The sequence below is a fragment of the Streptomyces olindensis genome (assembly GCF_040645895.1).
In the GTDB taxonomy this organism is placed as follows: domain Bacteria; phylum Actinomycetota; class Actinomycetes; order Streptomycetales; family Streptomycetaceae; genus Streptomyces; species Streptomyces olindensis.
In genome coordinates this window covers 12046-38879 of sequence record NZ_JBEYZD010000050.1, presented here as the reverse complement: position 1 = coordinate 38879, position 26834 = coordinate 12046, and the positions used below count along the sequence as shown (strand labels likewise).

Annotated in this window: 28 protein-coding genes; 11 read left to right on the top strand and 17 right to left on the bottom strand. The window is 73.6% G+C overall.

What is annotated here, in order from left to right; all coding sequences use genetic code 11:
• Window positions 1-20: 20 nt before the first annotated feature.
• From paaE to paaA, 5 genes are read right to left on the bottom strand one after another with little or no spacing between them, the layout of a single operon-like run.
• On the bottom strand, window positions 21-1136 hold the full coding sequence (paaE, locus tag ABZ948_RS28215) for a 1,2-phenylacetyl-CoA epoxidase subunit PaaE (RefSeq protein ID WP_359764071.1): 1116 nt from the start codon (window positions 1134-1136) through the stop codon (window positions 21-23).
• A complete protein-coding gene (paaD, locus tag ABZ948_RS28210; protein ID WP_359764069.1) occupies window positions 1136-1651 on the bottom strand; it encodes a 1,2-phenylacetyl-CoA epoxidase subunit PaaD in 516 nt (171 codons plus the stop codon). Before paaD ends, paaE begins: the two co-directional genes overlap by 1 nt.
• Complete coding sequence (gene paaC / locus ABZ948_RS28205; protein ID WP_359764067.1) at window positions 1645-2472, bottom strand: 1,2-phenylacetyl-CoA epoxidase subunit PaaC; 828 nt, start codon at window positions 2470-2472, stop codon at window positions 1645-1647. The genes paaD and paaC overlap by 7 nt, the downstream gene beginning before the upstream one ends.
• A gap of 10 nt (window positions 2473-2482) precedes the next feature.
• The gene (gene paaB, locus ABZ948_RS28200) at window positions 2483-2776 is read right to left on the bottom strand and encodes a 1,2-phenylacetyl-CoA epoxidase subunit PaaB (protein WP_031119329.1); all 294 of its coding nucleotides are present in this window, start codon (window positions 2774-2776) and stop codon (window positions 2483-2485) included.
• The gene (paaA, locus tag ABZ948_RS28195; protein WP_359764065.1) at window positions 2773-3759 is read right to left on the bottom strand and encodes a 1,2-phenylacetyl-CoA epoxidase subunit PaaA; all 987 of its coding nucleotides are present in this window, start codon (window positions 3757-3759) and stop codon (window positions 2773-2775) included. The genes paaB and paaA overlap by 4 nt, the downstream gene beginning before the upstream one ends.
• A 195-nt stretch (window positions 3760-3954) precedes the next feature.
• On the opposite strand from paaA, the gene paaI reads away from it, so the two are divergent.
• Window positions 3955-4344: a hydroxyphenylacetyl-CoA thioesterase PaaI gene (paaI, locus tag ABZ948_RS28190; RefSeq protein ID WP_359764106.1), complete on the top strand. Its 390-nt coding sequence runs from the start codon at window positions 3955-3957 to the stop codon at window positions 4342-4344.
• Complete coding sequence (gene paaK / locus ABZ948_RS28185; RefSeq protein WP_359764063.1) at window positions 4341-5690, top strand: phenylacetate--CoA ligase PaaK; 1350 nt, start codon at window positions 4341-4343, stop codon at window positions 5688-5690. The genes paaI and paaK overlap by 4 nt, the downstream gene beginning before the upstream one ends.
• On the opposite strand, the gene ABZ948_RS28180 is transcribed toward paaK, so the two are convergent.
• From ABZ948_RS28180 to ABZ948_RS28170, 3 genes are all read right to left on the bottom strand, one after another.
• Window positions 5646-6437 carry a hypothetical protein gene (locus ABZ948_RS28180; RefSeq protein ID WP_359764061.1) on the bottom strand — a complete coding sequence of 264 codons (792 nt, stop codon included), beginning with the start codon at window positions 6435-6437 and terminating at the stop codon, window positions 5646-5648. The genes paaK and ABZ948_RS28180 overlap by 45 nt on opposite strands.
• A 105-nt stretch (window positions 6438-6542) precedes the next feature.
• Window positions 6543-7754: a PP2C family protein-serine/threonine phosphatase gene (locus ABZ948_RS28175; protein ID WP_359764059.1), complete on the bottom strand. Its 1212-nt coding sequence runs from the start codon at window positions 7752-7754 to the stop codon at window positions 6543-6545.
• A 101-nt stretch (window positions 7755-7855) separates the two neighbouring features.
• Complete coding sequence (locus tag ABZ948_RS28170; RefSeq protein WP_359764057.1) at window positions 7856-8614, bottom strand: IclR family transcriptional regulator; 759 nt, start codon at window positions 8612-8614, stop codon at window positions 7856-7858.
• A 270-nt stretch (window positions 8615-8884) separates the two neighbouring features.
• On the opposite strand from ABZ948_RS28170, the gene ABZ948_RS28165 reads away from it, so the two are divergent.
• From ABZ948_RS28165 to hypE, 7 genes are read left to right on the top strand one after another with little or no spacing between them, the layout of a single operon-like run.
• A complete protein-coding gene (locus ABZ948_RS28165) occupies window positions 8885-10630 on the top strand; it encodes an enoyl-CoA hydratase-related protein (RefSeq protein WP_359764055.1) in 1746 nt (581 codons plus the stop codon).
• Complete coding sequence (locus ABZ948_RS28160) at window positions 10627-11214, top strand: hydrogenase maturation protease (RefSeq protein ID WP_359764053.1); 588 nt, start codon at window positions 10627-10629, stop codon at window positions 11212-11214. The genes ABZ948_RS28165 and ABZ948_RS28160 overlap by 4 nt, the downstream gene beginning before the upstream one ends.
• A gap of 38 nt (window positions 11215-11252) precedes the next feature.
• On the top strand, window positions 11253-11990 hold the full coding sequence (gene hypB, locus ABZ948_RS28155; protein ID WP_359764051.1) for a hydrogenase nickel incorporation protein HypB: 738 nt from the start codon (window positions 11253-11255) through the stop codon (window positions 11988-11990).
• On the top strand, window positions 11987-14299 hold the full coding sequence (gene hypF, locus ABZ948_RS28150; RefSeq protein WP_359764049.1) for a carbamoyltransferase HypF: 2313 nt from the start codon (window positions 11987-11989) through the stop codon (window positions 14297-14299). The genes hypB and hypF overlap by 4 nt, the downstream gene beginning before the upstream one ends.
• A 3-nt stretch (window positions 14300-14302) precedes the next feature.
• On the top strand, window positions 14303-14584 hold the full coding sequence (locus ABZ948_RS28145; RefSeq protein WP_359764047.1) for a HypC/HybG/HupF family hydrogenase formation chaperone: 282 nt from the start codon (window positions 14303-14305) through the stop codon (window positions 14582-14584).
• Window positions 14581-15723: a hydrogenase formation protein HypD gene (gene hypD, locus ABZ948_RS28140; RefSeq protein WP_359764045.1), complete on the top strand. Its 1143-nt coding sequence runs from the start codon at window positions 14581-14583 to the stop codon at window positions 15721-15723. The genes ABZ948_RS28145 and hypD overlap by 4 nt, the downstream gene beginning before the upstream one ends.
• Complete coding sequence (gene hypE, locus ABZ948_RS28135; RefSeq protein WP_359764044.1) at window positions 15716-16786, top strand: hydrogenase expression/formation protein HypE; 1071 nt, start codon at window positions 15716-15718, stop codon at window positions 16784-16786. The genes hypD and hypE overlap by 8 nt, the downstream gene beginning before the upstream one ends.
• A 54-nt stretch (window positions 16787-16840) precedes the next feature.
• Here the strand turns inward: hypE and hypA are convergent, their stop codons facing one another.
• The 9 genes from hypA to ABZ948_RS28090 all read right to left on the bottom strand — a co-directional run bounded on the left by hypA (window position 16841) and on the right by ABZ948_RS28090 (window position 23997).
• Window positions 16841-17191 carry a hydrogenase maturation nickel metallochaperone HypA gene (hypA, locus tag ABZ948_RS28130; protein ID WP_359764042.1) on the bottom strand — a complete coding sequence of 117 codons (351 nt, stop codon included), beginning with the start codon at window positions 17189-17191 and terminating at the stop codon, window positions 16841-16843.
• 7 nt (window positions 17192-17198) lie between these two features.
• Window positions 17199-17408, bottom strand: a complete 210-nt coding sequence (locus ABZ948_RS28125; RefSeq protein ID WP_359764041.1) for a hypothetical protein — start codon at window positions 17406-17408, stop codon at window positions 17199-17201.
• 59 nt (window positions 17409-17467) lie between these two features.
• Window positions 17468-17674, bottom strand: a complete 207-nt coding sequence (locus ABZ948_RS28120) for a hypothetical protein (RefSeq protein WP_359764039.1) — start codon at window positions 17672-17674, stop codon at window positions 17468-17470.
• Between the two features lie 41 nt (window positions 17675-17715).
• Window positions 17716-18312, bottom strand: a complete 597-nt coding sequence (locus tag ABZ948_RS28115) for a DUF5947 family protein (RefSeq protein WP_359764037.1) — start codon at window positions 18310-18312, stop codon at window positions 17716-17718.
• Window positions 18309-18857 carry a NifU-related iron-sulfur-binding protein gene (locus tag ABZ948_RS28110; protein WP_359764035.1) on the bottom strand — a complete coding sequence of 183 codons (549 nt, stop codon included), beginning with the start codon at window positions 18855-18857 and terminating at the stop codon, window positions 18309-18311. Before ABZ948_RS28110 ends, ABZ948_RS28115 begins: the two co-directional genes overlap by 4 nt.
• Window positions 18850-20643 (bottom strand): nickel-dependent hydrogenase large subunit, encoded by a 1794-nt coding sequence (locus ABZ948_RS28105; protein ID WP_359764033.1) that lies wholly within the window; start codon window positions 20641-20643, stop codon window positions 18850-18852. Before ABZ948_RS28105 ends, ABZ948_RS28110 begins: the two co-directional genes overlap by 8 nt.
• A 49-nt stretch (window positions 20644-20692) precedes the next feature.
• The gene (locus ABZ948_RS28100) at window positions 20693-21781 is read right to left on the bottom strand and encodes an NADH-quinone oxidoreductase subunit B family protein (RefSeq protein ID WP_359764031.1); all 1089 of its coding nucleotides are present in this window, start codon (window positions 21779-21781) and stop codon (window positions 20693-20695) included.
• A 1-nt stretch (window position 21782) separates the two neighbouring features.
• The gene (locus ABZ948_RS28095) at window positions 21783-23351 is read right to left on the bottom strand and encodes a hypothetical protein (protein ID WP_359764029.1); all 1569 of its coding nucleotides are present in this window, start codon (window positions 23349-23351) and stop codon (window positions 21783-21785) included.
• A 190-nt stretch (window positions 23352-23541) separates the two neighbouring features.
• Window positions 23542-23997 (bottom strand): DUF6069 family protein, encoded by a 456-nt coding sequence (locus ABZ948_RS28090; RefSeq protein WP_359764027.1) that lies wholly within the window; start codon window positions 23995-23997, stop codon window positions 23542-23544.
• A gap of 168 nt (window positions 23998-24165) precedes the next feature.
• Here ABZ948_RS28090 and ABZ948_RS28085 point away from each other — a divergent pair, with 168 nt between their 5' ends.
• Both ABZ948_RS28085 and ABZ948_RS28080 read left to right on the top strand, forming a co-directional pair.
• Window positions 24166-25842, top strand: coding sequence for an NAD-dependent malic enzyme (locus tag ABZ948_RS28085; protein ID WP_359764025.1), 1677 nt, complete (start codon window positions 24166-24168; stop codon window positions 25840-25842).
• Window positions 25843-25917: 75 nt separating this feature from the next.
• On the top strand, window positions 25918-26832 hold the full coding sequence (locus ABZ948_RS28080; RefSeq protein ID WP_359764023.1) for an RNA polymerase sigma-70 factor: 915 nt from the start codon (window positions 25918-25920) through the stop codon (window positions 26830-26832).
• Window positions 26833-26834 lie beyond the last annotated feature (2 nt).

Below are 26834 nucleotides of genomic sequence, written 5' to 3'. Positions count from 1 at the left end.
GAACCGCGCCGGCGGCCCGGTCAGGTGTCGAAGTCCACCGTCAGCGCCTCCGACACCGGGAACGACTGGCACGTGAGGACGTAGCCCGCGTCGACCTCGGCGGGTTCGAGGGCGAAGTTGCGGCGCATGTCGGCCTTGCCGTCGGTGACCAGGGCGCGGCAGGTGCCGCAGACCCCGCCCTTGCAGGCGAACGGCAGGTCCGGGCGGGTCTGCTGGGCGCCTTCGAGGATGGTCCGCTCCCGGGGCAGGGCGGAGGTGGTGGAGCGGCCGTCGAGGGTGACGGTGACCTGGCTGACCGGGCCGGTGGGGCCCGCCTCGGTGTGCCGGACCTCGCGGACGGGCTCGTCGTCGGCGTAGAACAGCTCCTGGTGGACTCGGTCGGCGGGGACGCCGAGGCCGGCCAGGACCTGCTGGGCGGCGCGGACCATGCCGTGCGGGCCGCACAGCCACCAGTGGTCGGCGGACTCGACGTCGACCAGCGCGTCGAGCAGCGCGGACAGCCGCTCGGCGTCGAGGCGGCCGGAGAGCACCTCGGCCTCGCGGGGCTCCCGGGAGAGGACGTGGGCGAGCTGGAAACGCGTCGGGTACAGGTCCTTCAGGTCGGCCAGCTCGTCGGCGAACATCACCGTGCCGGTGCGGCGGTTGCCGTAGAGGAGGGTGACCGTCGAGCGGGAGTCTGCGGCGAGGACGGACTCGGCGATGGAGACCATGGGCGTGATGCCGGAGCCGGCCGCGACGAGGACGTGGTGGCCGGGGGTGGTGAGGTCGGGGGTGAAGGCGCCGGTGGGGGCCATCACCTCGACGGTGTCGCCGGGGCGTACGTCGTGCACCAGCCAGGAGGAGAAGAGGCCGCCGGGCACCACGCGCACGCCGATGCGCGGGGCCGTGCCGACGGGCGAGCAGATCGAGTAGGAGCGGCGCTCGTCGCGGCCGTCGACCTCGCGCCGCAGGGTGAGCGACTGGCCGGGCGCGAAGGCGAACTCCCCGGCCAGTTCGGCGGGGATGTCGAAGCTGACGGCTGCCGCGTCCTCGCACAGCGGCTGCACGGCGGCGACCCGCAGGGGGTGGAAGACCGGACGGCGGCGGGCACGCGCGCGTGCCGCCGGGGCGGGGGCCGGCTCCATCAGGTCCTCCATCAGATCTCCTTGACGTACTCGAAGGGCTCGCGGCAGGCGAGGCAGCGCCACAGGGCCTTGCAGGACGTGGCGGCGAAGCGGGAGGTCTCCTCGGTGTCCGCGCTGCCGCAGCGGGGGCAGTGCACCGAGCGGCGGATCGGCGACAGCACCAGCGGGACCGGGCCGGCGGCGCGCGCGGGCGCGGCCCCGGGCGGGGCGATGCCGTGCTCGGCGAGCTTGCGGCGGCCCTCCGCCGTGATCCAGTCGCTGGTCCAGGGCGGGTCGAGGACGGTGCGGATCTCCACGCGCGCGTACCCGGCGTCGCGCAGCCGGGCGGCCACGCCGGCGCGCATCTCCGCCATGGCCGGGCAGCCCGAGTAGGTCGGGGTCAGGCTCGCGACCACCGTGCCGTCCTCGGTCAGGGAGACACCGCGCAGCACGCCGAGGTCGGCGAGGGTGAGCATGGGCAGTTCGGGGTCGGGCACCTGCTCGGCGATCCGCCGGGCCCGCCGCGCGTCCAGGAGCGTGGTCACCATGTCGCCTCCGGATGCGCCCGGGCCACGCCCTGCAACTCGGCCAGCAGCGGGGCGAGATGCTCGGTGTGCTCGCCGGAGCGGCCCGAGCCGGGCAGCGGGCGGTAGACGGGCATGGGCAGCCCGGCCGCCTGGGTGACCTGGCGCAGGACGGCGACGACCTCGTCCCGTACGTCGTACGCCGTGAACAGCTCGCCCAGGTAGGGGGCGACCTGCTCCTGGGCCTTGCGCATCCGGCGGTGCGACTCCTCGGTGCCGTCGCCCAGGCGCACGGCCCACTCGGCCGCGTACTGCCGGTGGTACGCCAGTTCCTTCACGCCCTTGGCGGCGATCGCCGCGAGCACCGGGTCGCCGTGGGCGGTGAGCCGCTCGAAGTGCGCGAGGCGCCAGGTGGCGAACACCAGCAGCCGGACGACGGAGAAGGCGAAGTCGCCGTTGGGCAGTTCGGCCAGGCGTACGTTGCGGAAGTCGCCGGCGTCCCGGAAGTAGGCGTAGGCGTCCTCGTCGCGGCCGGTGCCGTCGACCTGGCCGGCGCGGGAGTACAGCAGGCGGGCCTGGCCGAGCAGGTCGAGTCCGATGTTGGCGAGCGCCACCTCCTCCTCCAGCTCGGGGGCGCGGGTGGTCCACTCGGCGAGCCGCTGGGCCGAGACGAGGGCGTCGTCGGCCAGGGTGACGCAGAGGTCCGCCAGTTCGGCGGGGTCGACGCCCTCGGGCACGGTGGTGTCCACGCCGTGCAGGGGGTCCTCGAAGCCGGTGCCGTAGGCCCAGCGGGTGTCGTCCTCGTGTCCCTCGGCGAGGGTCAGGTAGACGTGGTCGTCGCTCATGCCCTCTCCTTCAGATGTGCGGGACGTCGTCGGGGATGTCGTAGAAGGTCGGGTGGCGGTAGACCTTGTCGGCGCTGGGTGCGAAGAAGGGGTCCTTCTCGTCGCGGGTGGAGGCGGCGATGTGCTCGGAGCGGACCACCCAGATGCTCACGCCCTCGTTGCGCCGCGTGTAGAGGTCGCGGGCGTGGGTGAGCGCCATGCGGTCGTCGGCGGCGTGCAGCGAGCCCACGTGGACGTGGTTCAGGCCGCGCTTGCCCCGTACGAAGACCTCGTACAGCGGCCAGTTCTGCTGGTCGGCGGTCATGCCACCGCTCCCTTCCGCTCGCGGGCCGCCTGTTTGGCCGCGTGGGCGGTGGCCGCCTCGCGCACCCAGGCGCCCTCCTCGTGGGCGCCGCGGCGCCGCTCCATCCGCTGGGCGTTGCACGGGCCGTCGCCCTTGATGACCCGCATCAGCTCGTCCCAGTCGGGCGTGCCGAAGTCGTGGTGACCGCGCTCCTCGTTCCAGCGCAGTTCCGGGTCGGGGAGCGTCACGCCGAGCTTCTCGGCCTGCGGGACGGTCATGTCGACGAAGCGCTGGCGCAGTTCGTCGTTGCTGTGCCGCTTGATCTTCCAGGCCATGGACTGCGCGGAGTTGGGCGAGGAGTCGTCGGGCGGTCCGAACATCATCAGCGACGGCCACCACCAGCGATTCACCGCGTCCTGGACCATGTCGCGCTGCTCGGGGGTGCCCCGCATCATCGTCATCAGCAGCTCGTAGCCCTGCCGCTGGTGGAACGACTCCTCCTTGCAGATCCGCACCATGGCGCGCGCGTAGGGCCCGTACGAGGACCGGCACAGCGGCACCTGGTTGCAGATCGCGGCCCCGTCCACGAACCAGCCGATCACGCCGACGTCCGCGAAGCTCAGCGTCGGGTAGTTGAAGATCGACGAGTACTTCTGGCGGCCCTCGATCAGCCGCCCGGTGAGGTCGGCGCGGTCGGCGCCCAGCGTCTCCGCCGCCGAGTAGAGGTAGAGCCCGTGGCCCGCCTCGTCCTGGACCTTCGCGAACAGAATGGCCTTGCGGCGCAGCGACGGCGCGCGGGTGATCCACTCGCCTTCCGGCTGCATGCCGATGATCTCCGAGTGCGCGTGCTGCGCGATCTGGCGGATCAGTGTCTTCCGGTAGCCCTCCGGCATCCAGTCGCGCGGCTCGATCCGCTGGTCCCGCGCGATCGTCGCGTCGAAGTGCTGCTGGAGAACCGGCTCGGTGCCGTCCGCCCCCGGGGGGCTGGAGTGTGTCGTGTCCATCCGTCCCACTTCCCAACCGACCATTCGTTCGGTCCATGGTATGACAATCCGGCGCGCCTTGGTAAGCCCCCGGCCCTTGACAGGCACCCTGGCGACTTGGTTACTTGGCGACGCCGAAGCTAACCGAATGTTCGGTCGGGCTACAAGGTGGTGCGAGAAGTGACCCATACCGCTGACGCGACGCCCGCCCGGGCGATGTTCGCCGCGGACGAGGCCTCCCGGGGCCTCGGGATCGAGCTGCTGGAGCAGGGCGAAGGGACCGCCGTGCTGCGGATGACGGTGACCCCGGCGATGGTGAACGGGCACGGGATCGCCCACGGCGGCTACGTCTTCCTGCTCGCCGACAGCGCCTTCGCGTGCGCCTGCAACAGCCACGGCCCGGTGACCGTCGCGGCCGGCGCCGACATCACCTTCGTGGCCCCTGCGCACGAGGGCGACGTCCTCGTGGCGCGGGCCGAGGAGCGCACCCGGTACGGCCGCAGCGGCCTCTACGACGTGACCGTCCTGCGAGGGGACGAGGTGATAGCGGAGGTCAGGGGCCGCAGCCGCAGCATCAGGAGCACGAGGTCCAAGGAGTCGGGATGACGAGCGAGACGGCCCCCCGGGCCACGGGCGCGGCCGGGCGGCGGGGCGAACCCCTGCCGCCCGAGCTGCTGGACGACGGCGAGCGCCTGACGCGCGAGCGGCTGCGCGAGCTCCAGCTCGACCGCCTGCGCGCGAGCCTGCGCCACGCGTACGAGAACGTGGAGGCCTACCGGAAGAAGTTCGACGAGGCCGGGGTGGCGCCCGGGGACTGCCGCTCGCTGGAGGACCTGGCCCGCTTCCCCTTCACGACGAAGGCCGACCTCAGGGACACCTACCCCTTCGGCATGTTCGCCGTCCCCATGGACCAGGTGCGCCGGGTGCACGCCTCCAGCGGAACCACCGGCCGCCCCACGGTCGTCGGCTACACGGAGAACGACCTGTCGATGTGGGCGGACCTGGTCGCCCGCTCGATCCGCGCCGCCGGCGGCCGCCCGGGGCACAAGGTGCACATCTCCTACGGGTACGGGCTGTTCACCGGCGGCCTCGGCGCGCACTACGGCGCCGAGCGGGCGGGGTGCACCGTGATCCCCGCCTCGGGCGGCATGACGGCCCGGCAGGTGCAGATCATCCAGGACTTCCGGCCCGAGATCATCATGATCACCCCGACGTACATGCTCACCCTGCTCGACGAGTTCGAACGCCAGGGCGTCGACCCGCGGACGACCGGCCTGCGGGTGGGCATCTTCGGGGCCGAGCCCTGGACGGAGGAGATGCGCCGCGAGATCGAGGAGCGGACGGGCCTGCACGCCGTCGACATATACGGCCTGTCCGAGGTGATCGGCCCGGGCGTCGCGCAGGAGTGCGTGGAGACCAAGGACGGGCTGCACGTCTGGGAGGACCACTTCTACCCCGAGGTCGTGGACCCGATCACGGGTGAGGTGCTGCCCGAGGGCGAGGAGGGCGAGCTGGTCTTCACCTCCCTCACCAAGGAGGCCCTGCCGGTCGTCCGCTACCGCACCCGCGACCTGACCCGGCTGCTGCCCGGCACGGCCCGGCCCGCGTTCCGCCGCATCCAGAAGATCACCGGCCGCTGCGACGACATGATCATCCTGCGCGGGGTGAACGTCTTCCCCAGCCAGATCGAGGAGATCGTGCTGCGCACCCCGGACGTGGCCCCGCACTTCCAGATCGAGCTGTCCCGGCGCGGCCGTCTGGACCACATGACGGTCCGCGTCGAGACGCGCCCCGGCACGGACCACGGCCGGCGCGCGTCGGCCGCCGGGGCGATCGCGAAGGCCGTGAAGGACGGCATCGGCATCACCGCCGACGTGTCGGTCGTCGAACCGGAGACCCTGGAGCGCTCACTGGGCAAGCTCCGCCGGGTCAGGGACCTGCGCGGGGAATGACTGCTCGCGCACGGCCTCGGTGAACGCCTCCCGCGCCTCGTCGTAGCCGGTGCGCGGCCGCAGCCACCGGGGATCGGCCGCCAGCAGCTCCCAGCACACGGGGGAACGCGCCACGGCGAGGAGCCGCGCGAGGTCGGCGTCCGGCAGCGCGCCGCTCTCCTTGATCAGGAACTGCAGATGGTCGAGGTCGTCGGGGCGCTCGTCGTCCTCGCGGTCTCCCCAGCCCTCGATCATGTCGTGGGCCAGGAACGCGCAGGAATGAGCGTCGGACTCGCAGTGCTCCGCGTTCCCCGGACACCACTTCGCCAGCAGCGCCTGGAGCGCGGAGCGCACCACCGCCCGCTGGACCGCGTACCGCTCCATCCGCGCGCAGCACTCACGCATCGCCTCGGCATGCCGCACGACGCGGTCCGGCCCCGGCACCCTCAGCGCCGAGCACGCCGTCGTGAGGGCCTCGCTCCGCACGCGGAGCTCCTCCGCGCGGCGCTCGGGCGCCACGTCCGCGAGGGTCCACACCGCGCCGACGAACGCGTCCGCGGCACAGAGGAAGGCCGTCCACGCCTCGCTGCGCTGCGCCTCCAGCCGCAGCTCCCGCTCCGCCACGCGTTGCGCGCGCGCCGTCTCCAGGGCGACGCGGCGCGCGAACCCGCTCTGCCAGCGCGACACCATCACCGCGGCGACCGCGGCCGCCCCCGACAACGCCGCCCCCGCGGCCGAGAAGACGGCGTACACCTGCTCCGAGTCCACGGGCGCAGGATGCCGCCCGGCCGGCTGCCGGCGAGGCGCATGACGGCAACCGTACGCAACGTGTCGTTCCGTGCCCGTGGCCGACCGAAAGGGAGCCACCGGCGCTCAGGAGCAGCACCTCGCCTCCGTCGCCGTGGCGAGCGGGCCGGGAGCGGCCGCCCGGGGACGTTCCGCTTCGGGGGCGGCCGGCTTGCGGATCAGGAGCAGGGCCGCGTCGTCGTGCAGCCGGCCGCCGACGTGGGCCAGCAGTTCGTCGTGGAGGGCGTCGAGGGTCCGGCCCGGCTCGTGGGAGACGTGCCGCTGCAGTCCTTCGGCGAGCGGGTAGAAGGCCCGGCCGCCGTCGCGGGCCTCGGTGACCCCGTCGGTGTAGAGCAGCAGCTGGTCGCCGTCGGCGAAGGGCAGTGCCTGGAGGCGCGGGGTGTGCCCGGTGAGGGCGCGCAGTCCGAGGGGCGGGCCGGGGTGCGCGGGCTCCACCGCCGTCACGCTCCCGGAGGCGTCCACGAGCAGCGGGGGCGTGTGCCCGCAGTTCACCACCTCCAGCTGCCCCGCCCGGGGGTATCCGGCGACGATGGCGGTGACGAAGTCGTCATGGCCGAGGTTCCGCGCCAGGCTCCGCTCGATCCGGTCGACCACGGCGAGGAGATCCGGCTCGTCGTGGGCCGCCTCGCGGAAGACGCCCAGCACCAGCGCGGCGGTCCCCACGGCGGGCAGCCCCTTGCCACGCACGTCGCCGACGATCAGCCGCACTCCGTGCGGCGTGGGTATCAGGGCGTAGAGGTCCCCGCCGATCCGGGCCTCGGCCGCCGCGGCGCTGTAGCGGACGGCCGCCTGGAACGGTCCGACGGTCGGCGGAACGGGCCGGAGCAGGGCGTGCTGGGCGGTCTCGGCGACCGAGCGGACGGCGGCGAGCACCCGTTCGCGGCGCCCGCGCAGGACGCCGGCCAGGCCGCTGGCCAGGGTGACGGCCACCAAGGCCGACAGCAGGGCGGCCAGTTCGCGGCCGGGCACGCCGTCGCGGACGCCGAGGGTCGCGCCGAGCGCCACGGTGAGGCAGCCGATCGAGAGGACCCCGCGCGGACCGTTGGTCGTGGCCGCCAGGGCGGGTCCGGCCGCGAGCAGGGGCAGCCAGATCATCCCCGCTCCGTCGGCGAGGTCGGCGAGCACCACGACGGCGACGACCAGGACGGGCAGGCCGGGGACGCCCGCCGCCAGCTGCGCGAGAGCGCGTCGGCGGGCCGAAGCCCTGGTACCGGTCACTCGATCGCCGAACGGCCCTCCAGGCCGGTGGTCGCCACCACGGTCTCGGGCTTCGCTCATGTTCGCTTCCGCAGTCCTCACCTGTGCGCCGGGCACACTACTGAAATGCCTGTTTCATCCAGAAAAAGGGGTGAGGCAGGACACCAGCAAGGAGAGGATTTTCAGATAGTGAGCGAGAGGCTCCGGGTCACGCGGCTCGCGGTCGGGAGCAGCCGCTCCCGGATCTCCGGCAGGCGGGAGAGCCGGTTCGCCGGCAGGGAGACGCCGAGGGAGCCGAGCGTGTCGCCGCTGTAGACGGGGACGGCGACGCAGACCGTGCCGAGGGTGTACTCCTCCAGGTCCGTGACGGCCGGGGCGAGGGGCGGGGTCTCCAGTCGCCGGAGCAGTTCGGGCAGGCTGGTGATCGTCCGCGGGGTGAGGTCGGCGAGGTGGTGGCGGGAGAGGTAGTCCTTGCGGTCCTCCTCGTCCAGTTCGCGCAGCACGGACTTGCCCAGGGCGGTCGCGTGCCCCGCGTCCTCGAAACCCACCCAGAGGTCGACGCGGGGCGTGCCGGGGCCGTCGACGATCTCGGCGACCCGGATCTCGCCGTCCTCGTAGAAGGTGAGGTAGGCGGCCGTCGCCAGTTCGTCCCGCAGGGCGGCGAGCGTGGGCCGGACGCGGCTGAGCAGCGCCTGCGCACGGCCCGTGGTCTGCAGCGTCTGCAGCCTGTCGCCGAGGATGAACCCGCCGTCGTCCAGTTTCCGCACGTACCCGTCGTGGGTCAGCGTCCGCAGCAGGTGGTAGGCGGTGGCCAGGGGCAGGCCCGTCTCGCGCGCCAGCTGTTTCGCCGGCGCGCCGTTCTCGTGCGCGCTCACCGCCTCCAGCAGGCGCATGGCCCGCTGGACGGAGGTGATGAGCGTAGGGCCGTCTCGCGCACCCATACGACCAGCGTGCGTCAGGCGCACGGCGCGGGCAAGGGCGGGCCGGTGGCGTGATGCCGGTGACCGCGCCGACGGGGGGCGTCGGCTCCGCCCCGCTCGAACCCGTGGACCGCGAGCGGCACCCGGCGGATCCTCTCCACGCCCGTTTCGTGGGGGCACGGGTGTCCCGCTGACCGCGCCGTCGGGAGAGTAGGCCGGAAGCGGACGAGGGCCGCGAAACGCCGCCGTGGTCCTTCGCGGCCCTCCCGTCACGGGCGACCATGCCGTGTCATGGACATCTTGCTCGTCGCCAGCGCGTTCAACAGCCTGTCCCAGCGCGTGTACGCGGAACTGTCGGACCAGGGGCACCGGGTGGACGTCGTCCTCGCCTCGCACGGCGCCGACGCGGTCCGGGCCGCCGTACGCGAGGTGCGCCCGGAGCTGGTCGTCGCCCCGATGCTGAAGTCGGCCCTGCCGGAGGACGTGTGGCAGGAGCACACCTGCCTGATCGTGCACCCGGGGCCGCCCGGCGACCGCGGCCCGTCCGCCCTGGACTGGGCGATCGCCGAGGAGGCGTCCGAGTGGGGCGTGACGGTGCTCCAGGCCGGGGCGGCGATGGACGCGGGCGACATCTGGGCGGACGGGACGTTCCCGGTGCCGCCGGCCGGCAAGAGCGACCTGTACCGCAACGAGGTGTCCGACGCCGCCACGGCCGCCGTCCTGCTCGCCGTGCGGCGGTTCGCGGACGGGTCCTACAAGCCGCGACCGCAGAGCGACCCCGAGGTCCGCGTGGTGTGGCGGGACTACTTCCGCCAGGAGCAGCGGCGCATCGACTGGGAGCACGACGACACCGCGACGGTGCTGCGCAAGCTGCGCGGGGCCGATTCGCAGCCGGGCGTCCTGGACGAGCTGTGCGGCCGGGAGGTGTTCCTGCACGGCGGGCACCCCGAGGACCGGCTGCGCGGACGGCCCGGGGAGCTGCTCGCGACCCGGGCGGGCGCGGTCTGCCGGGCCACCCGGGACGGCGCAGTGTGGATCCCGGAACTGCGCCCCCGCAAGAGCTCCGGCGACCCCGCGCCGTTCCGCCGCCCGGCCGCCTCGGTGCTCGCCGGCTTCCCGGCGCCGCCCGGCAGCGGCCCGGGCATGCCGGGTCCGAACGACCGCCCGTACTGGCTGCCCGAGATCGCCGTCCCGCTCGAACTGCCCCCGGAGCGCACCACCTGGACGGACATCCGCTACCGGCAGCGGGGGGACATCGGCTTCCTGTCCTTCTCGTTCCCGGGCGGGGCGATGAGCACCGTCCACTGCCGCAGGCTGCTCGCCGCCTACCGGTACGCGCTCACCCGCCGCACCTCGGTGCTGGTGCTCGGCGGCGCCCGCGACTTCTTCTCCAACGGCATCCACCTCAACGTCATCGAGGCGTCGAGCGACCCGGCGGGCGAGTCGTGGTCGAACCTCGTCGCCATGAACGACCTGGTCGAGGCCGTGCTGCGCACCACCGACCGGGTGGTGGTGGCGGCCCTCGGGGGCAACGCGGCGGCCGGCGGCGTGATGCTCGCCCTGGCCGCCGACGAGGTGTGGTGCCGCACGGGCAGCGTCCTCAACCCGCATTACCGGAACATGGGCCTGTACGGCTCGGAGTACTGGACGTACTCGCTGCCGCGCCGCGTGGGCGCCGAGGCGGCGGAGCGGCTGACCGGCGAGGCGGTGCCGGTGAGCGCGGCGACCGCCGAGCGGATCGGGCTGGTGGACCGCCTGGTGCCGGTTCCCCCCGCGGAGTTCGCCACCGAGGTCGAGCGCCTGGCCGCCGACGTGGCCGGCGCCCCGGACCTCGCCCGCCGGATCACCACCAAGCACACGGCACGGCACGCGGACGAGCTCCAGCGGCCTCTCGCGGAGTACCGGCGGACGGAACTCGCCCGCATGCGCGCCGTCTTCTTCGACCCCGAGGCCCCGTACCACGCGCTGCGTTCCGCGTTCGTCCGCAAGCTCCCGCACGGCTCCGCCCGTCCGCTGGCCCGGGAAGGCGCGCGGTGAGCGCCCGGCTGCTGGTGGCGGGCGTCGGCAACATCTTCCTCGCGGACGACGCCTTCGGCCCCGAGGTGATCCGCGCCCTGGACCACCGTCCGCTGCCCCCGGGGGTGCGGGTGCGGGACTTCGGCATCCGCGGCATGGACCTGGCGTACGAACTGCTCGACGGCTACGACACGGCCGTCCTGGTCGACGCGGCCGTCCGGGGACACGCGCCGGGCACCCTGTCGCTGATCGAGCCGGAGCTGCCCGGCGGTTCCGCGGCGGCCACTCCTCCCGAGGCGCACGGCATGGACCCGGCAAAGGTCCTCGCCCTCGCCGCCCACCTGGGCGACGAGCCGCTCCCCCGCGTCCTGGTCCTGGCCTGCGAACCGGAGCTGCGGGCACCCGCCGACGAGGACATCGCCCCGGGCGTCAGCGCGACCGTGCGCGAGGCGGTCGGGCGGGCGGTCGCGGCGCTGCACACCATGGTCCCGGTGCTGCTCGCCGACCCGGCGGCCACGCCCGCGTTGAGCCGCCCGGACGAATCCGGCGCCCTGTCCCCGGCCGGGCTGCCAGGGACGGTGAGCGGCGGCGCCCAGGATCGGTAGCGAAACGATTTCCCTACCGACCGCGAGGAGCGGCGCCCATGTGCGATTCCGTGGACGAGGTCACCCGGGCCGTCCTGGCGAGGAACGACGGTCTGGCCGCGGGCCTGCGCGAGGAACTGGCCCGGCGGGCGGTGAGCGTGGTCAACCTGCTGTCCAGCCCGGGCAGCGGCAAGACGGAACTGCTCGGGCGGGTGCTGGCCCGGGCGGTGGAGCGGGGCCTTCCGGTGGCCGCGCTCACCGCCGACCTGGCGACCGAGAACGACGCCGACCGGCTCGCCCGTTCAGGCGCCCCGGTGAAGCAACTGCTGACCGACGGGCTGTGCCACCTGGAGGCGCGGCAGCTGCGCGGCCACGTGGAGGGCTGGCTGCCCGAGGGCACCTCGCTGCTGTTCGTGGAGAACGTCGGCAACCTCGTGTGCCCGGCCTCCTACGACCTCGGCGAGAGCCTGCGGATCGTCCTGATGGCGGTGACGGAGGGCGAGGACAAGCCGCTCAAGTACCCCACGGCCTTCGGGTCCGCCCATCTGGTGGTGCTGACCAAGACGGACCTGGCGGGGCCGGCCGGGTTCGACGAGCCCGCGTTCGACGCCCATGTGCAGCGGGTCAACCCCGGGGTGGAGGTGCTGCGGTCCTGCGCGCGCACCGGCGTCGGCGTGGACGCCCTGCTGGAGCGGGTGCTCGCCGTGCGGGACGGGGCCCCGGTGCACCGGCCTCCGCTGGCGCCGCGCCCGCACACCCACGCCCCCGAGGACGCCGAAGCCGGCCTCGTCCCGTGACCGCGCCGGTCGCGCAGGCGGTGCGCCGCCGCGTCACCGTGCGCGGCACCGTGCAGGGCGTGGGCTTCCGTCCCTTCGTGCACCGCCTGGCCACCGATCTCGCGCTCGCGGGCTTCGTGAGCAACACCGCGGACGGTGTCCTCATCGAGGTGGAAGGCCCGCCGGAGGGCGTCGCCGGCTTCTGCGACCGGCTGGCCGCGGAGCCACCGCCGCTGGCGACCGTCACCGGTGTCGGGGTCGAGGACCTGCCCGTCACGGGCACCGACGGCGCCTTCAGCATCCGCTCCACGGACCGCTCCCCCGGCCGCACCCACCTCCCGCCCGACACGGCGACCTGCGCCGACTGCCTGCGGGAGCTGGCCGATCCGGCCGACCGCCGGCATCGGCACCCGTTCGTCACCTGCACCCACTGCGGTCCTCGCTTCACCATCGCCACCGGGATGCCGTACGACCGGGCGGTGACGACCATGGCCGGCTTCCCGATGTGCGCCGCCTGCGAGCGGGAGTACGGCGATCCCCTCGACCGGCGCTTCCACGCCCAGCCCGTGGCCTGCCCCGGCTGCGGTCCCCGGCTGCGTCTGGTGCCCGCCCCCGGGAGCGGGGTCCGCCCCGCGCGGGACGCCGACGCCCTCGCGGCGGCGCGGGCGCTGCTGGCCGCCGGGCGGATCGTCGCCGTCAAGGGACTCGGCGGCTACCACCTGGCGTGTGACGCCACCGACGCACGGGCCGTCGAGACGCTGCGCACGCGCAAGGCGCGCGGCGGCAAGCCGTTCGCGGTGATGTGCGCGGACCTGGACGCGGTACGGCGGATCGCCGATACCTCCCTCGCCGAGACGGCGGCCCTCACCGGCCCCCGGCGTCCCATCGTCCTGCTGCGCCGGCGCCCGGGGGCGGCGGGCCTCGCGCCCGGTGTCTGCCCCGGTAGCCCGCACCTGGGGGTGCTGCTGCCGTACACCCCCGTGCACACCCTGCTGTTCGGGCTGCCCGACGATCCGCCGGGTCCCCGGGTGCTGGTCATGACCAGCGGCAACCGCTCGGGGGAACCGATCGTCACGGACGACGACGCGGCCCTCGACCGGCTGGCCGGTCTGGCCGACGCCTGGCTCGCCCACGACCGGCCCATCGCCTCGCCCTGCGACGACTCCCTGCTGCGGGTCCGGCCCGACGGCACCGAGCAGGTGCTGCGCCGGTCCCGGGGGTACGTGCCCCGCCCGCTGCGCCTGCCGGTGCCGGTGCGGCCCGCGCTCGCCGTGGGCGGCGACCTGAAGAACGCCCTGTGCCTCGGCGCGGAGGACCATGCCTGGTTCGGCCCGCACATCGGCGACATGGGAGACCTCGCCGGCCTGGCGGCGGCCCGCCGGGCGGAGGCGCATCTGCGGTGCCTGACCGGTGTCACCCCCGAAGTCGTCGCCGCCGACCGGCACCCGGGGTACCACTCGGCGAAGTGGGCCGCCCGGCTGGCCGGGCGCGCCCCCGTGCTCGTCCAGCACCACCACGCGCACCTCGCCTCGGCGATGGCCGAGCACGGCCTCGACGGCACGACGCCCGTGATCGGCGTCGCCTTCGACGGCACGGGCCACGGCGACGACGGCACGGTCTGGGGCGGCGAGATCCTGCTCGCCGACTACCGCGGCTTCCGGCGCTACGCCCACCTCGCCCCCGCCCCGCTCCCCGGCGGGGACGCGGGCGTGGCCAACCCCTGCCGCCTGGCACTGGCCCGCCTGTGGGCGGCGGGGCTGCCCTGGGACGCGGACCTGCCCTGCGTGGCCGCCTGCGCTCCCGGCGAACTGGCCGTACTGGAGCGGCAGATGGCGAGCGGGCTCGCCTGTGTGCCGACCTCGGGCATGGGCCGGCTCTTCGACGCCGTGTCGTCCCTGATCGGCGTGTGCCACCGCGCGGGGTACGAGGCCCAGGCCGCGATGGAGCTGGAGGCGGCGGCCGCCTCGGCGTGGGGCGCCGAGACCTCGGCGTACGCCTTCACCGGCGACCTCGACCCGGCGCCCGTGCTGCGCGCGCTGGTCACCGATCTGCGGCGCGGCACCCCGGCCCCCGTGCTCGCCGCCCGCTTCCACCGCGCCGTGGCGCGGGCCGTCGCGGAGATCTGCCGGCGTGCGCGCCGGGACACGGGCCTGGCCACCGTCGCGCTCAGCGGCGGGGTCTTCGCCAACGCGCTGCTGGAGGAGGAGTGCACGCGGCTGCTGGCCGCGGACGGCTTCACGGTGCTCCGCCACGGCGAAGTCCCGCCGAACGACGGCGGGCTGGCCCTCGGCCAGCTGGTGGTCGCGGCACACCTACGACAGGAGGAGTGACCCATGTGTTTGGCAGTGCCCGGCAAGGTCGTGGCCATCGACGACGGCGCGGACCCGCTCACCGGGCTGATCGACTTCGGCGGCGTGCGGAAACAGGCGTGCCTGGAGTACGTGCCCGATGTGCGGGTGGGTGAGTACGTCATCGTGCACGTCGGGTTCGCGCTCCAGCGTCTGGACGAGGAGTCGGCCCTGGCCTCGCTCAAGCTGTTCGAGGAACTGGGGCTGCTGGAGGAGGAGTTCGGCGACGCCTGGGAGCAGGCGGCGAGGGAGGCGGGCACCGCGTGAAGTACATCGACGAGTTCAACGACCCGGATCTGGCCCGGCGGCTGCTGGACGAGATCCGCGCCACCGCGACCCGGCCGTGGGCCCTGATGGAGGTGTGCGGCGGCCAGACCCACTCGATCATCCGGCACGGCATCGACCAACTGCTCCCCGAGCAGGTCGAGTTGATCCACGGCCCCGGCTGCCCGGTGTGTGTCACGCCGCTGGAGGTCATCGACAAGGCGCTGGAGATCGCCGCACGCCCCGGCGTGATCTTCTGCTCCTTCGGCGACATGCTGCGGGTGCCGGGCACCGACCGGGACCTGTTCCGGGTCAAGGGCGAGGGCGGTGACGTACGGGTGGTGTACTCGCCGCTCGACGCCCTGGAGCTGGCCCGCCGCCACCCGGACCGGGAGGTGGTGTTCTTCGCGATCGGCTTCGAGACCACCGCTCCCGCCAACGCGATGGCCGTGCACCAGGCGCGCCGTCTGGGCGTGGCCAACTTCAGCCTGCTGGTGTCGCACGTGCGGGTGCCCCCGGCCATCGAGGCGATCATGACGGCCCCCGAATGCCGGGTGCAGGGCTTCCTTGCCGCCGGGCACGTGTGCAGCGTGATGGGCACCGCCGAGTACCCGGAACTCGCCGAGCGGTTCGGCGTGCCGATGGTGGTGACGGGCTTCGAGCCGCTGGACATCCTGGAGGGCATCCGCCTGGCCGTCCGCCAGCTGGAGCGCGGTGAGCACCGGGTGGAGAACGCCTACCCGCGGGCCGTGCGCGAGAACGGCAACCCCGCCGCCGTGCGCATGATCGAGGAGGTGTTCGAGGTCACCGACCGCAACTGGCGGGGCATCGGGCGTATCCCGTCGAGCGGCTGGCGGCTGACCGACGCCTTCCGCGCGTACGACGCCGAGCACCGCTTCGACGTCACGGGCATCCGGACCGAGGAGCCCGCCGAGTGCCGCAGCGGCGAGGTGCTCCAGGGGCTGATCAAGCCGACCGAGTGCGCCGCGTTCGGCACCACCTGCACCCCGCGCACCCCGCTCGGCGCCACCATGGTCTCCAGCGAGGGCGCCTGCGCGGCCTACTACCTGTACCGCCGGATGAACGCCTCGTCGCCGCAGACCGGCGGGGCCCCGCAGGAGGAGGTGGCTCCCGTTGCCTGAACGACTCGCCGACGTGGTCGACCCGGCCGGCTGGACGTGTCCCGCCCCGCTGCGCGACCAGGGTGTGGTGGTGATGGGGCACGGCGGAGGCGGCGCCCTGTCGGCGGAGCTGGTGGAGCAGGTCTTCACCCCCGCCTACGGCAACGCCACCCTCGCCGGGCTCGCCGATTCCGCCGTCCTCGAACTGGGCGGCGCGCGCCTCGCCTTCTCCACCGACTCCTACGTCGTCAGGCCGCTGTTCTTCCCGGGCGGCAGCCTGGGCGACCTGGCGGTGAACGGCACCGTCAACGATCTGGCGATGAGCGGTGCCCGGCCCGCGTACCTCTCGGCCGCCTTCGTGCTGGAGGAGGGCGTGGAGCTGACGGTCGTCGAGCGGATCGCGCGTGCGATGGGCGCGGCGGCCGAGACGGCCGGGGTGACCATCGCCACGGGTGACACCAAGGTGGTGGAGTCCGGGCACGGCGACGGGGTGTACGTCACCACCGCCGGGGTGGGGCTCGTGCCCGACGGGGTGGACATCCGGCCGCAGCGGGCGCGGCCCGGGGACGCCGTCATCGTCAGCGGGCCCATCGGCCTGCACGGGGTGGCGATCATGAGCGTCCGGGAGGGCCTGGAGTTCGGGGTGGAGGTCGCCAGCGACACCGCGCCGCTGGCGGATCTGGTGGCGTCGATGCTCGCCGTCACCCCGGACGTCCATGTGCTGCGCGACCCCACCCGGGGCGGCCTGGCGGCGTCGCTCAACGAGATCGCCCGTGCGTCCGGGACCGGTGTCCGGCTGCGGGAGCGGGACCTTCCGGTGCCGGACGCCGTGGCGAACGCCTGCGGCTTCCTCGGGCTCGATCCCCTGTACGTCGCCAACGAGGGGCGGCTGGTCGCCTTCGTCCCGGCGGCGGAGGCGGAAGAGGTTCTGGCGGCGATGCGCGCACACCCGCAGGGGGCCGGGGCCGCGCTGATCGGCGAGTGCGTCGCCGAGCACCCGGGGATGGTGGTGGTCGCCACCGGTCTCGGCGGGACCCGGGTGGTGGACCTGCCGCTCGGCGAGCAACTGCCGCGCATCTGCTGACCCGCGCGGCCACGGGAGGGCCCCGCCGGCATGCGCGACGGCGGGGCCCTCCCGCTAGGCCGGGACCGGCTCGATCCCGGTGATCTCCAGTTCACGGCCGCTGCGCAGGTCGCTGGAGGGCCGGTCGCAGCGCGGGCACCAGAAGAACGGGGGCATGCCCACCGCGAACTCCTCGGCGCACGGGCCGCACCAGGCCTGCGCGGGGACCTGCTCGACCACGAGCCGCGCCCCGGCCAGGGCGGTGCCGTCGCGGGCCACCTCGAAGGCGAAGCCGAGGGCGTCGGGGACGACGCCCGCCAGCTCGCCGACCCGGACGGTCACCGCCGAGACGGCGTCCGTCCCGTCCGCCCGGGCCAGCTCGCCGGCCCGTTCGATGATCGCGGTCGCGATCGACAGTTCGTGCACGGCGGGCTCACGGGTAGCGGTGGCCGGCGCGGAAACCGCCGGACATCCGCCAGATCCGCATCTCCCGCCTCAGGCTGGGGAACTCCCAGGCCAGCAGGCCCAGGGCCAGACCGCCCACCAGGACGGCCTCGGCCTTCAGCACCCGCTGCCCGCTCATCCCGCCCCGCCCTCGCGCGACGGGTCTGCGTGAGATGAGCGCGACGGGGCTGCGGGACATGAGTCTGCGTGCTCGTCGGACCTTCATTGCGGCGACTCCCTGCTTCGTGATCACGGCTGTCATCCCGGCGGGATGTTCGGCATGGTCTCCGCGAGGGCGTCATGCCGCTTCCAGTGGATCCCCGTGGAGCGGCGCGCGTCGGCGGTGCCGTCCTCGTGGTGACCCTTCTGCTCCTCGTACCGTCCCTTGTTGCCCTGGTGCATGCCGGCGACGTGCCGGGGTGTGTCCGGCTTCGCCTGGGCCCGGCCCACTCTGATGCTGCCCATGGGTGTTCTCCTTCCTCGCCTCCGACGTGCGGAGTGCGTGCTCATGGCCGCTCGGTGAGGTCCTCGAAGAACCGCTCGACGGCCGGCCAGATCCGGCCGCCGCCGGACAGGCCCCGCCACTCCCGGCGTACGACGGCGACCATCCGGTAGCAGTCGTCGATCGGCACGATCCAGTGGTGGTCCAGGCCGTGGACGGTGTTCACCAGCAGGGCCTCCACCTCGGGTTCCACAGTCGCGAGCCGCGGACACGTCCGGGCCAGCTCCCGCCAGGCCGCCGCGTCCACCTCCCAGCGCATGGCCCCGGCCGGGCTCGGTCCCTGGGCGGTGACGGTGCCGTCCGCCCGGGGCACGAAGAACACCAGGCCGACGGGTACGCCGAGCGCGGCCGTGTCGACCTCGGGGAGCCGGACCCGGCGCCGGGGCACCAGCCGGTACTGCCCGTCGCCCGCCCCGGCCTCGGCGAACAGCACCGAGCAGGGGCCGCAGGCGCAGCGCACCTCCTCCTGCCCGGTGTCGTACAGGTGGGCGTGCTCCTCGGCGACCGGCGCGGCGCACAGGTCGCACGCCTCGGCCCCGGCCGCCGCCGTGCGTTCGGCGGTGGAGCGGATGAGGCGGGCCAGCGCCCCGTCGGTGGTCACCGTGCGCTCCGGTGCGTGAGGGTGGTCAGGGGCACGAAGGCGGGGGCTTGGGCGGTGTCGGTCAGCGGTTCCACGGCCGTCAGCTCGGGAGCCGCGGCGAGCACCGCCGCCCGGACCGCCTCGGTGACCTCGGAGGTGCCGCCACCGCCACCGCAGCCGGAGCCGCAGCCGCCGCCCGTCGTCAGGCGCACGCGGGCCACTTCGCCCTCCACGCCGGCCCACTCGACGTCCCCGCCCCGCTCCTGGACGGCCGGCCGCAGCCGTTCGACCGCGCGGGCCGCCCGGCGTTCGGCGGGCTCGGGGTGGATGTCGTGCAGCACCAGCAGGTGCCCCAGCAGCTCGTCCTCGGCGAGGCGTGCGGCCAGCTCCCCGTCCGCCCGGTCCAGGACGCGGGCCAGTGCCTCGCCGTAGACCTCGGTCAGCAGCCGGACCGCCTCGGTGGCGGGGCCGGGGAGGGACGCGAGGGCTTCCAGGACCTCGTCGAGCCGGGCGAGCCGGGCCTCGACGTCCGGGTCGGCCAGCCGCGCGGCGGCGGGCTCAGCCATGGTTCGCCCCGTACGTCGGCGAGTGCAGGGTGGTGAGCGTCTTGCCCTTGCCGACGTACATGTGGACGCCGCACGGCAGGCAGGGGTCGAAGCTGCGGACCGTGCGCATGATGTCGACGCCCTTGAAGTCGTCCGGCCCGTTCTCCTCGAAGACGGGCTGGCCCTGCACGGCGTCCTCGTAGGGGCCCGGGGTGCCGTACATGTCGCGAGGGCTGGCGTTCCACGGGGTGGGCGGATACGGGTGGTAGTTGGCGATCTTCTTGTCCTTGATCACCAGGTGGTGGGAGAGGACGCCGCGCACGGCCTCGTGGAAGCCGCAGCCGATCGCCTCGTCGGGCACCTCGTAGTTCTCGAACACCTTGGTCTCGCCGGCACGCACCATGCCCATGGCCTCTTCGAGGAACTGCAGGGCCATGGCGGCCGCGTAGGCGACGAAGTAGGGCCGGGCGCGGTCGCGTTCGATGGTGTTGCTCCAGCGCGGGATGCGCCACTCCAGGGTGGTCTCCGGCAGGGACTCGCCCTTGGGCAGGGAGATGCGCACGCTGTGGCCGGTGGACTTGACGTACGGGGTGTCGACCAGGCCGCTCAGCGCGGTCGACCACAGGCGGGCGAGCGGGCCGCCGCCGGTGTCGAGGGCGAGGTGGTCGCCGGTGCGCTGGTCGAACCAGCGGGGGCTCATCACCCAGCTGTACTTGTCGTCGAAGTCGCGCTTCTGCGGCACCGGGACGGTGGTCTGGTTCCACGGGTGGCGCATGTCGACGGGGTTGCCGAGCGGGTCGTGGGTGACGAAGGGCGATTCGTTGACCCAGTCCTCGTAGTAGGAGCTGCCCAGCATGATGCGCAGGCCGAGGTTGATGTCGACGAGGTTGTTGGTGACCAGTTCGCCGTCGACGATGATGCCCGGCGTGACGTACATGGCCTTGCCCCAGGTGTTCATCGACTCGTAGCGGTAGTCGACGACCTTGGGGTCCTGGAAGGCGCCCCAGCAGCCCAGCAGGACGCGGCGGCGGCCGACCTCCTCGTAGCCGGGCAGGGCCTCGTAGAAGAAGTCGAAGACGTCGTCGTTCATGGCGACGGCCTTCTTCACGAAGTCGATGACCCGCATGAGGCGGCTGAGGTAGTCGGTGAAGGCGGTCGGCTGCGGCATCGTGCCGACGCCGCCCGGGTAGAGCGTGGACGGGTGGACGTGCCGCCCCTCCATCAGGCAGAACATCTCGCGGGTGACCCGGCTGACCTTCAGGGCCTCCTTGTAGACCTCTCCCTCGAAGGGGTTGAAGGCCTTCATGATGTCGGCGATCGTGCGGTAGCCGTGGATCTCGCCGCGGGGCGCCTCGGTGCGCTCGGCGCGGGCCAGCACCCCGGGGTTGGTGGCCTTGACCATCGCCTCGCAGAAGTCCACGAAGACCAGGTTGTCCTGGAAGATCGTGTGGTCGAACATGTACTCGGCGGCCTCGCCGAGGTTGACGATGTGCTCGGCCAGCGGGGGCGGCTTGACGCCGTAGGCCATCTGCTGGGCGTAGTCGGAGCAGGTGGTGTGGTTGTCGCCGCAGATGCCGCAGATCCGGGACGTGATGAAGCCCGCGTCGCGCGGGTCCTTGCCCTTCATGAACACCGAGTAGCCGCGGAACAGCGACGAGGTGCTGTGGCATTCGACGACTTCCCGGTTGGCGAAGTCGATCTTCGTGTAGATGCCCAGGTTCCCGATGATCCGGGTGATCGGATCCCAGGACATGTCCACGAGCTGTGGCGGTTTGCGCTCGGTGGGCCGGGCCTCGGTGGTGGTCATCTGCGGTACTGCCCCTCACGGTCGGTGGTGTGGTGGGTCGCGGGTCTCATCAGGGCCGCCAGCGCGGGTCGTAGCCGCTGGTCAGCTTGCGCTTGTTGTGACGCCACTTGGGCTCGTGGTTGACCAGCTCGTTGGTCATGCCGCGCAGCCGGCGGATGACGGCCCCGTACGGCTTGATGGCCAGGGACGACAGGGTGCCGCCCGGGGGTTCGTCCATGAACGGCATGAACGCGTCGGGGAAGCCGGGCATCGTGCAGCCGATGCAGATGCCGCCGACGTTCGGGCAGCCGCCGATGCCGCCCATCCAGCCGCGCTTGGGCACGTTGCAGTTGACGACCGGCCCCCAGCAGCCCGTCTTCACCAGGCACTTGGGCGAGTTGTAGTCCTTGGCGAAACTGGCCTGCTCGTAGTACGCGCCGCGGTCGCAGCCCTCGTGGACCGTCTTCCCGAACAGCCACTGCGGGCGCAGCATGTGGTCGAGCGGCGGCGGGGGCGCGGAGCCGGCCGCGTGGTAGAGGACCCAGATCAGGGTCTCCATGAAGTTCTCGGGCTGGATCGGGCAGCCCGGCACGTTGACGACCGGCAGCCCGGCCTGGGAGGTGTAGTCCCAGCCCAGGTAGTCGGCGAGGCCCATGCAGCCGGTGGGGTTGCCGGACATGGCGTGGATGCCGCCGAAGGTGGCGCAGGTGCCGGCGGCGACCACCGCCCAGGCCTTGGGGGCGAGTTGGTCGATCCACCAGTTGAGGGTCTGCGGCTCGCCGGTCTCCGGGTCGTTGCCGAAGGACGTCCAGTAGCCGTCGCCCTCGATGATGTTCTGGTTGGGGATCGAGCCCTCGATCACCAGGATGAACGGGGCGAGTTCGCCGCGTACGGCCGCCCGGTAGGGGGCGAGGAAGTCCTCGCCGCCCAGGCTCGGGGAGAGCACCTTGTTGACCAGGTTCACCTTGGGCAGGCCCGGGATCAGGCCGAGCACCAGGTCCTCGATGGAGGGCTGGTCGGCGGCGGTGAGCGAGACGGTGTCGCCGTCGCAGCTCATCCCTTCGGAGATCCAGAGGATGGTGATCTCGTCTATGCCCTGCCGGTCCTCGGCCCGCTCGGGCTCCTTGCTGACTTCGGTGGTGCTGCTGTGCGTTGTCATGTCACTCGGCCTCCGCTGCGGGGGTCTCGGAGTCGGTCGTGTGCCGCGTCTGGGCCGCGGCGGGAGCCGGTGCCGACGGCTCGTCCGGGGATCCGGCGGGCCCGAGGGGTTCGAGCTCGTCGGGCCGGAAGTAGTGGAAGCGGCCGTACCAGGAGTGCAGTTCGGCCGCGGGATCGTCGTCGAGGGTGACGGCGAGGTGCACGCTGCCGTCGACGTCGTGGAAGACGGCGGCGACCTCGGCGGTCCGCCCGGCCAGGAACATGTCCTGGGCGTCGGCGCCGCGCCCGCGGGGGCGCAGCCGGACGCGGCTGCCGCCGCCGAGGGGGACGCCGTCGACGAGCACGGTGTCGGTGGACGGGGAGAGGCCGTCGTCGGCGCCCTCCTGCCACCAGGAGGGGCGGTCGGCGGGCGCCGGGGCCGGCGGGGCGGACGACGCCGAGGCCGGGGCCGGCGGGGCGGACGACGCCTGGGCCGGCGGGGCGGACGGTGTCAGGGAGCGGACGGCGCCGTGCAGTCGTTCGAAGACCTCCTGCGGCATGGTGTCGACGCGGTCGAGGATCGCCGCCGCCCTGGGGTCGGTGGCCCGGGCCTCGCGTTTCTCCTCGTCGGTCAGCAGCATCGTGCGCAGCGTGAGGATCTCGTCGATCTCGGCGGCGTCGTGCAGGTCGCCCGGGCTCTCGGGGGCCACCTGGGGGTGATCGGGCAGGATGATCGGGGCGGACAGCACGACGCGTGCGGGCTCCTCGGCCGTACCGCCGAGGACGGGGAAGGTGAACTCGTTCCGGCAGGCGCGCGCGTGCGCCCGGAGGTCCGTGGGCGGGTCGATGAGCGAGACGAACTCCACGCCGTCGCCGCCGACGAGGGTGTGCGTGGCGATGAGGGCCCGGCGCAGGGCCTCCTCACGCGAGGCCGTCGGTGCCGGCGCGGGCGCCGTGTTCGTGGTCCGTACGCGCAGCCGGCACAGGTCGTCCGAGAGCCGCTCGGCGGTGACGGTGGTCTCGGCCCGTACCTCTTCACGGTGCCGTACCACCCGCCCGGTGCCCCCGGGCAGTGGCTCGACGTCCTCGCCGGCCGCGGCGCCCACCGCGACGGTGCGGCCGCCGCGCAGGAGTTCGTCGAGCGGGACCTCGACGGCGGCTTCGCGCGGTACGGCCTCGTCGAAGGTCAGGTGCACGGTGCCGTCGTCGGCGCGCAGCGACTCGACAGGGCGGTGTTCGGTGTCCCGCACCTGCTTGCGCTGCATCTGGAGGTAGCGGATCCGCACGCGTACGGAGGCGCTGCCGGGCCGCCGGATCCGCAGCAGGCACTCGGTCCGCTGGTACCAGGAGTCGGCGGAGCCGGAGACACCGGGGACGACGGGGCCGTCGGACTCCACCCAGTCCCGGGGGAAGAGCACTCCGAACTGCCAGCGGACGCGGTTCTTGGCCGAGGAACGGCGGTAGGGGTAGAGGAGGTAGCCCTCGTAGAGGACGGCGTCAGCGACGGCACTGAGCTGTGCGAGGTCGGACGGGTCCCCGCCGCCTCGCGCGGCGGCGCTCCCCGTGCCGACCCCGACCGCTGCTTCCGCCATCGCGCCTCCTCGTCCCGGTGTGCATGCGCATGCCTTCCACCACGTTCACACCGGCCATCCACCGTCGCCTCCTCCGGCGGAGCGGCACTGGGCTGTTCGGGTGCAGGGGGGAGACGGCGGGGTGCACATGACGACGGCCCGTCGGCGGCGGGGCGCGACGGGCCGGTGTCGGGATCCGGGGAGGGAGGCGTCACCGCTGCCCGTGGGACAGCCGGCGGGCCAGCACGGGGATGATCACCGCGGCGGCCACTCCGTGCGACACGGCCAGGACGACCTGCGTGGAGGTGGCGGTGTGCGGGGCGACGGCCGGCCCGGCGAGGGACAGCGCGGTGAGGGCGACCGTGGTCATCGTGAAGGTGCGGGCGGGCCGCCGGGCCCAGCGGGCGAGCGCCACCGCGAGGACGACGCCGGCGACCGACCAGAGGACCACCCCGCCGAAGAAGCCGCCCACCGGGATCTCCGCGGCCTCCGTCGCCCCAGGACTCGCCGCCTCCATGGGGACGCCCGCGGCCCGTGCGGCGAGGGCGAACACCTCCGTCACGACGGCACCGGCGAGGGTCGCCAGGATGCCGACCAGCCAGACGGGGCGTGCGGAGAGGAGGCCTTCGGTGCGTGCGGCCCGGGTCTGAGGTGTCGTCACACTCATGTCACTGTCTCCTGCGAGGTGTTGGGGCTCGGTATGCCTTACGGAGGGGTGGACCGGGCGGCGCGGTGGAACTCATCGGTGGCGGAGGACGTTCTCGAGGGGACGCGGTTCGTCCGGATGGCACAGCTCACCCGCACGTTCCGGCGCGTCTCGGGAACACGTCACCCCATGGACCAGCCGATGAACCTCCCCCGCCCCACCACGAGCCCCGCCGTCACGACCCTGGCCGACCCGCTGGTCAACAAGGGCACCGCCTTCAGCCGCGGCGAACGCGAGGCACTCGGTCTGGACGGCCTCCTCCCACCCGCCGTCGAGACCCTGGACGAGCAGGTCGCCCGGGCTTATGAGGCGTTCCGCAGCTACGACAAGCCCCTGAACCGGCACATCTATCTGCGGCAGCTCCAGGACACCAACGAGGTGCTCTTCCACCGTCTGGTCACCGAGCACCTGGAGGAGCTGCTGCCCGTCGTCTACACACCGACGGTGGGTGAGGCCTGTCAGCGGTTCAGCGAGATCTACCGAAGGCCGCGGGGGCTGTTCCTGACCTGGGAGGACCGGCACCGCTTCCGGGACATCCTGCGCAACCGCCCGCACCCGGACCAGGACGTGGACGTCATCGTCGTCACCGACGGCCAGCGCATCCTCGGCCTGGGCGACCAGGGCGTCGGCGGCATGGGCATCCCGATCGGCAAGCTCAGCCTCTACACGGCGATCGGCGGCATCCACCCCGCCCGCACCCTGCCGATCCTGCTGGACGTCGGCACGGACAACGAGGACCTGCTCGACAACCCGCGCTACCTGGGCCGCCGCGCCCGCAGGCTGACCGGCGCCGAGTACGACGAGATGATCGAGGCGTTCGTCTCGGCGGTCGAGGCGGAGCTCCCCGGGACACTGCTGCAGTGGGAGGACTTCGCGACCGCCCACGCCCATCCGATCCTCGCCCGCTACCGCGACCGGCTGCTGACCTTCAACGACGACATCCAGGGCACGGCGGCCGTCACGCTCGGCGCCCTGTCGACCGCGGCGGACGTGGCGGGCACCCCGCTGCCCGACCAGCGCCTGGTGATCCTGGGCGCGGGGTCGGCCGCCATCGGCGTCGCCGACATGATCCGTACGGCGATGATCGACGAAGGGCTGTCGGAGGACGAGGCCACGCGGCGCTTCTGGATCCTCGACGTGGACGGCCTGCTGGTGTCCTCGCGGTCCGAGCTGACGCCGCAGCAGCGGAGGTTCGCCCGCGACGACGACGAGGTGTCCGACTGGGACGGCACCGGTCTCGCCGAGGTGGTGCGCCGCGTGGAGCCGACGGCGCTCATCGGGCTGTCGACGGCGCACGGCGCGTTCACCGAGGAGATCGTCCGGCAGATGGCCTCGACCTGCGAACGGCCCGTCGTCTTCCCGCTCTCCAACCCCACCTCCCACTCCGAGGCGGAACCCGCCGACCTGACCCGCTGGACCGACGGACGGGCGCTGATCGCCACCGGTTCGCCCTTCCCGCCGCTGACGGTGGACGGACGCGAGGTGCCGGTGGCGCAGTCCAACAACGTGTACGTCTTCCCGGCCATGGGCCTCGCGGTGACGGCAAGCGGCGCCACGCGGGTCACCGACCGCATGTTCGTGGCCGCCGCCCGGGCCGTCGCGCGGTGCGCGGTGCGGGCGGCGGACGGTGACGACGGGCCCGTTCCCCTGCTGCCGCCCCTGGCCGGCATGCGGGAGTCCGCACGCGAGATCGCCCTGGCCGCGGCCCTGGCCGCCGTGGAGGACGGCGTGGCCCCGCAGGCCACGGAGGAGGAGCTGCGCAAGGCGGTCGCGCGGGCGCAGTGGACGCCCCGCTACGCGGACTGAGCGCCGTCGGGTGTCCGCCCTCCGGGGGTCGTACTGTCTGGGGCAGGACGGTCGACCCGTGGAGGCATCGGCAGCATGGACCAGCACCAGCCCCTCACCGGCGACGCGCTGGACGCGGCCGCGGAGGCCTTCGAGCGGCTGCGGCCCCGGCTGTTCGGGATCGCCTACCGCGTCCTGGGCAGCGTGTCCGAGGCCGAGGACGTGGTGCAGGAGGTGTGGGTGCGCTGGCAGGGCGCCGACCGGGAGGCGGTGCTCGACCCGGGCGCGTTCCTGGCGAAGACCACCACCCGGCTGGCGATCAACGTGGCCCGGTCGGCGCGGGTCCGCCGCGAGGCCTACGTGGGGCCCTGGCTGCCCGAGCCCGTGGACACCGGCGTCGATCCGCAGGTCGGCGCGGAGCGCGGCGAGGCGCTGGAGCTGGCGGTGCTGCTGGTCCTGGAGCGGCTGAATCCCGTGGAGCGGGCGGCGTACGTGCTGCGGGAGGCGTTCGACTACGCCTACGACGAGATCGCGGACATGCTCCGGCTGAGCCAGGCCAACACGCGGCAGATCGTATCCCGGGCCCGCAGGCGCCTGGACTCCGAGCGCCGTGAGCCGGTCGACACGGCACAGCACCGGCGTCTGCTGGAGGCCTTCGTCGCCGCCGCCCGGGACGGTGACGTCGCCGCGCTGGAGAGCGTGCTGTCGGCCGACGTCGTGGCCTACGCGGACGGCAACGGCATGCGCGGCGTGGCCCGGCTGGAGATCGTGGGGACCGGGCGCGTGGCCAGGGTCACCGCCTTCGCGCGGAAGTTCTTCCCCGGGGCCGAGTACCGCCTCGTGGAGGCCAACGGGCAGCCCTGCCTGCTGCTCGTCCGCGACGGGGCCGCCGTCGCCCTGGTGAGCGCCACCGCGGGGCCGGACGGCATCGACGGGCTCTACTGGGTGCTGGCGCCGGACAAGCTGCGGGCGTACGAGCGGTCGGCGCGCAGGGGCGCCGGCCGCCCGTAGCC

Excerpts from the sequence above, each read along its gene's own strand:
- paaE (WP_359764071.1), bottom strand. The coding sequence starts at position 1,136 with ATGGAGGACCTGATGGAGCCGGCCCCCGCCCCGGCGGCACGCGCGCGT.
- paaD (WP_359764069.1), bottom strand. The coding sequence starts at position 1,651 with ATGGTGACCACGCTCCTGGACGCGCGGCGGGCCCGGCGGATCGCCGAG.
- paaC (WP_359764067.1), bottom strand. The coding sequence starts at position 2,472 with ATGAGCGACGACCACGTCTACCTGACCCTCGCCGAGGGACACGAGGAC.
- paaB (WP_031119329.1), bottom strand. The coding sequence starts at position 2,776 with ATGACCGCCGACCAGCAGAACTGGCCGCTGTACGAGGTCTTCGTACGG.
- paaA (WP_359764065.1), bottom strand. The coding sequence starts at position 3,759 with ATGGACACGACACACTCCAGCCCCCCGGGGGCGGACGGCACCGAGCCG.
- paaI (WP_359764106.1), top strand. The coding sequence starts at position 3,955 with ATGTTCGCCGCGGACGAGGCCTCCCGGGGCCTCGGGATCGAGCTGCTG.
- paaK (WP_359764063.1), top strand. The coding sequence starts at position 4,341 with ATGACGAGCGAGACGGCCCCCCGGGCCACGGGCGCGGCCGGGCGGCGG.
- ABZ948_RS28175 (WP_359764059.1), bottom strand. The coding sequence starts at position 7,754 with ATGAGCGAAGCCCGAGACCGTGGTGGCGACCACCGGCCTGGAGGGCCG.
- ABZ948_RS28170 (WP_359764057.1), bottom strand. The coding sequence starts at position 8,614 with ATGGGTGCGCGAGACGGCCCTACGCTCATCACCTCCGTCCAGCGGGCC.
- ABZ948_RS28165 (WP_359764055.1), top strand. The coding sequence starts at position 8,885 with ATGGACATCTTGCTCGTCGCCAGCGCGTTCAACAGCCTGTCCCAGCGC.
- hypB (WP_359764051.1), top strand. The coding sequence starts at position 11,253 with ATGTGCGATTCCGTGGACGAGGTCACCCGGGCCGTCCTGGCGAGGAAC.
- ABZ948_RS28145 (WP_359764047.1), top strand. The coding sequence starts at position 14,303 with ATGTGTTTGGCAGTGCCCGGCAAGGTCGTGGCCATCGACGACGGCGCG.
- ABZ948_RS28125 (WP_359764041.1), bottom strand. The coding sequence starts at position 17,408 with ATGTCCCGCAGCCCCGTCGCGCTCATCTCACGCAGACCCGTCGCGCGA.
- ABZ948_RS28120 (WP_359764039.1), bottom strand. The coding sequence starts at position 17,674 with ATGGGCAGCATCAGAGTGGGCCGGGCCCAGGCGAAGCCGGACACACCC.
- ABZ948_RS28110 (WP_359764035.1), bottom strand. The coding sequence starts at position 18,857 with ATGGCTGAGCCCGCCGCCGCGCGGCTGGCCGACCCGGACGTCGAGGCC.
- ABZ948_RS28105 (WP_359764033.1), bottom strand. The coding sequence starts at position 20,643 with ATGACCACCACCGAGGCCCGGCCCACCGAGCGCAAACCGCCACAGCTC.
- ABZ948_RS28100 (WP_359764031.1), bottom strand. The coding sequence starts at position 21,781 with ATGACAACGCACAGCAGCACCACCGAAGTCAGCAAGGAGCCCGAGCGG.
- ABZ948_RS28095 (WP_359764029.1), bottom strand. The coding sequence starts at position 23,351 with ATGGCGGAAGCAGCGGTCGGGGTCGGCACGGGGAGCGCCGCCGCGCGA.
- ABZ948_RS28090 (WP_359764027.1), bottom strand. The coding sequence starts at position 23,997 with ATGAGTGTGACGACACCTCAGACCCGGGCCGCACGCACCGAAGGCCTC.
- ABZ948_RS28085 (WP_359764025.1), top strand. The coding sequence starts at position 24,166 with ATGGACCAGCCGATGAACCTCCCCCGCCCCACCACGAGCCCCGCCGTC.
- ABZ948_RS28080 (WP_359764023.1), top strand. The coding sequence starts at position 25,918 with ATGGACCAGCACCAGCCCCTCACCGGCGACGCGCTGGACGCGGCCGCG.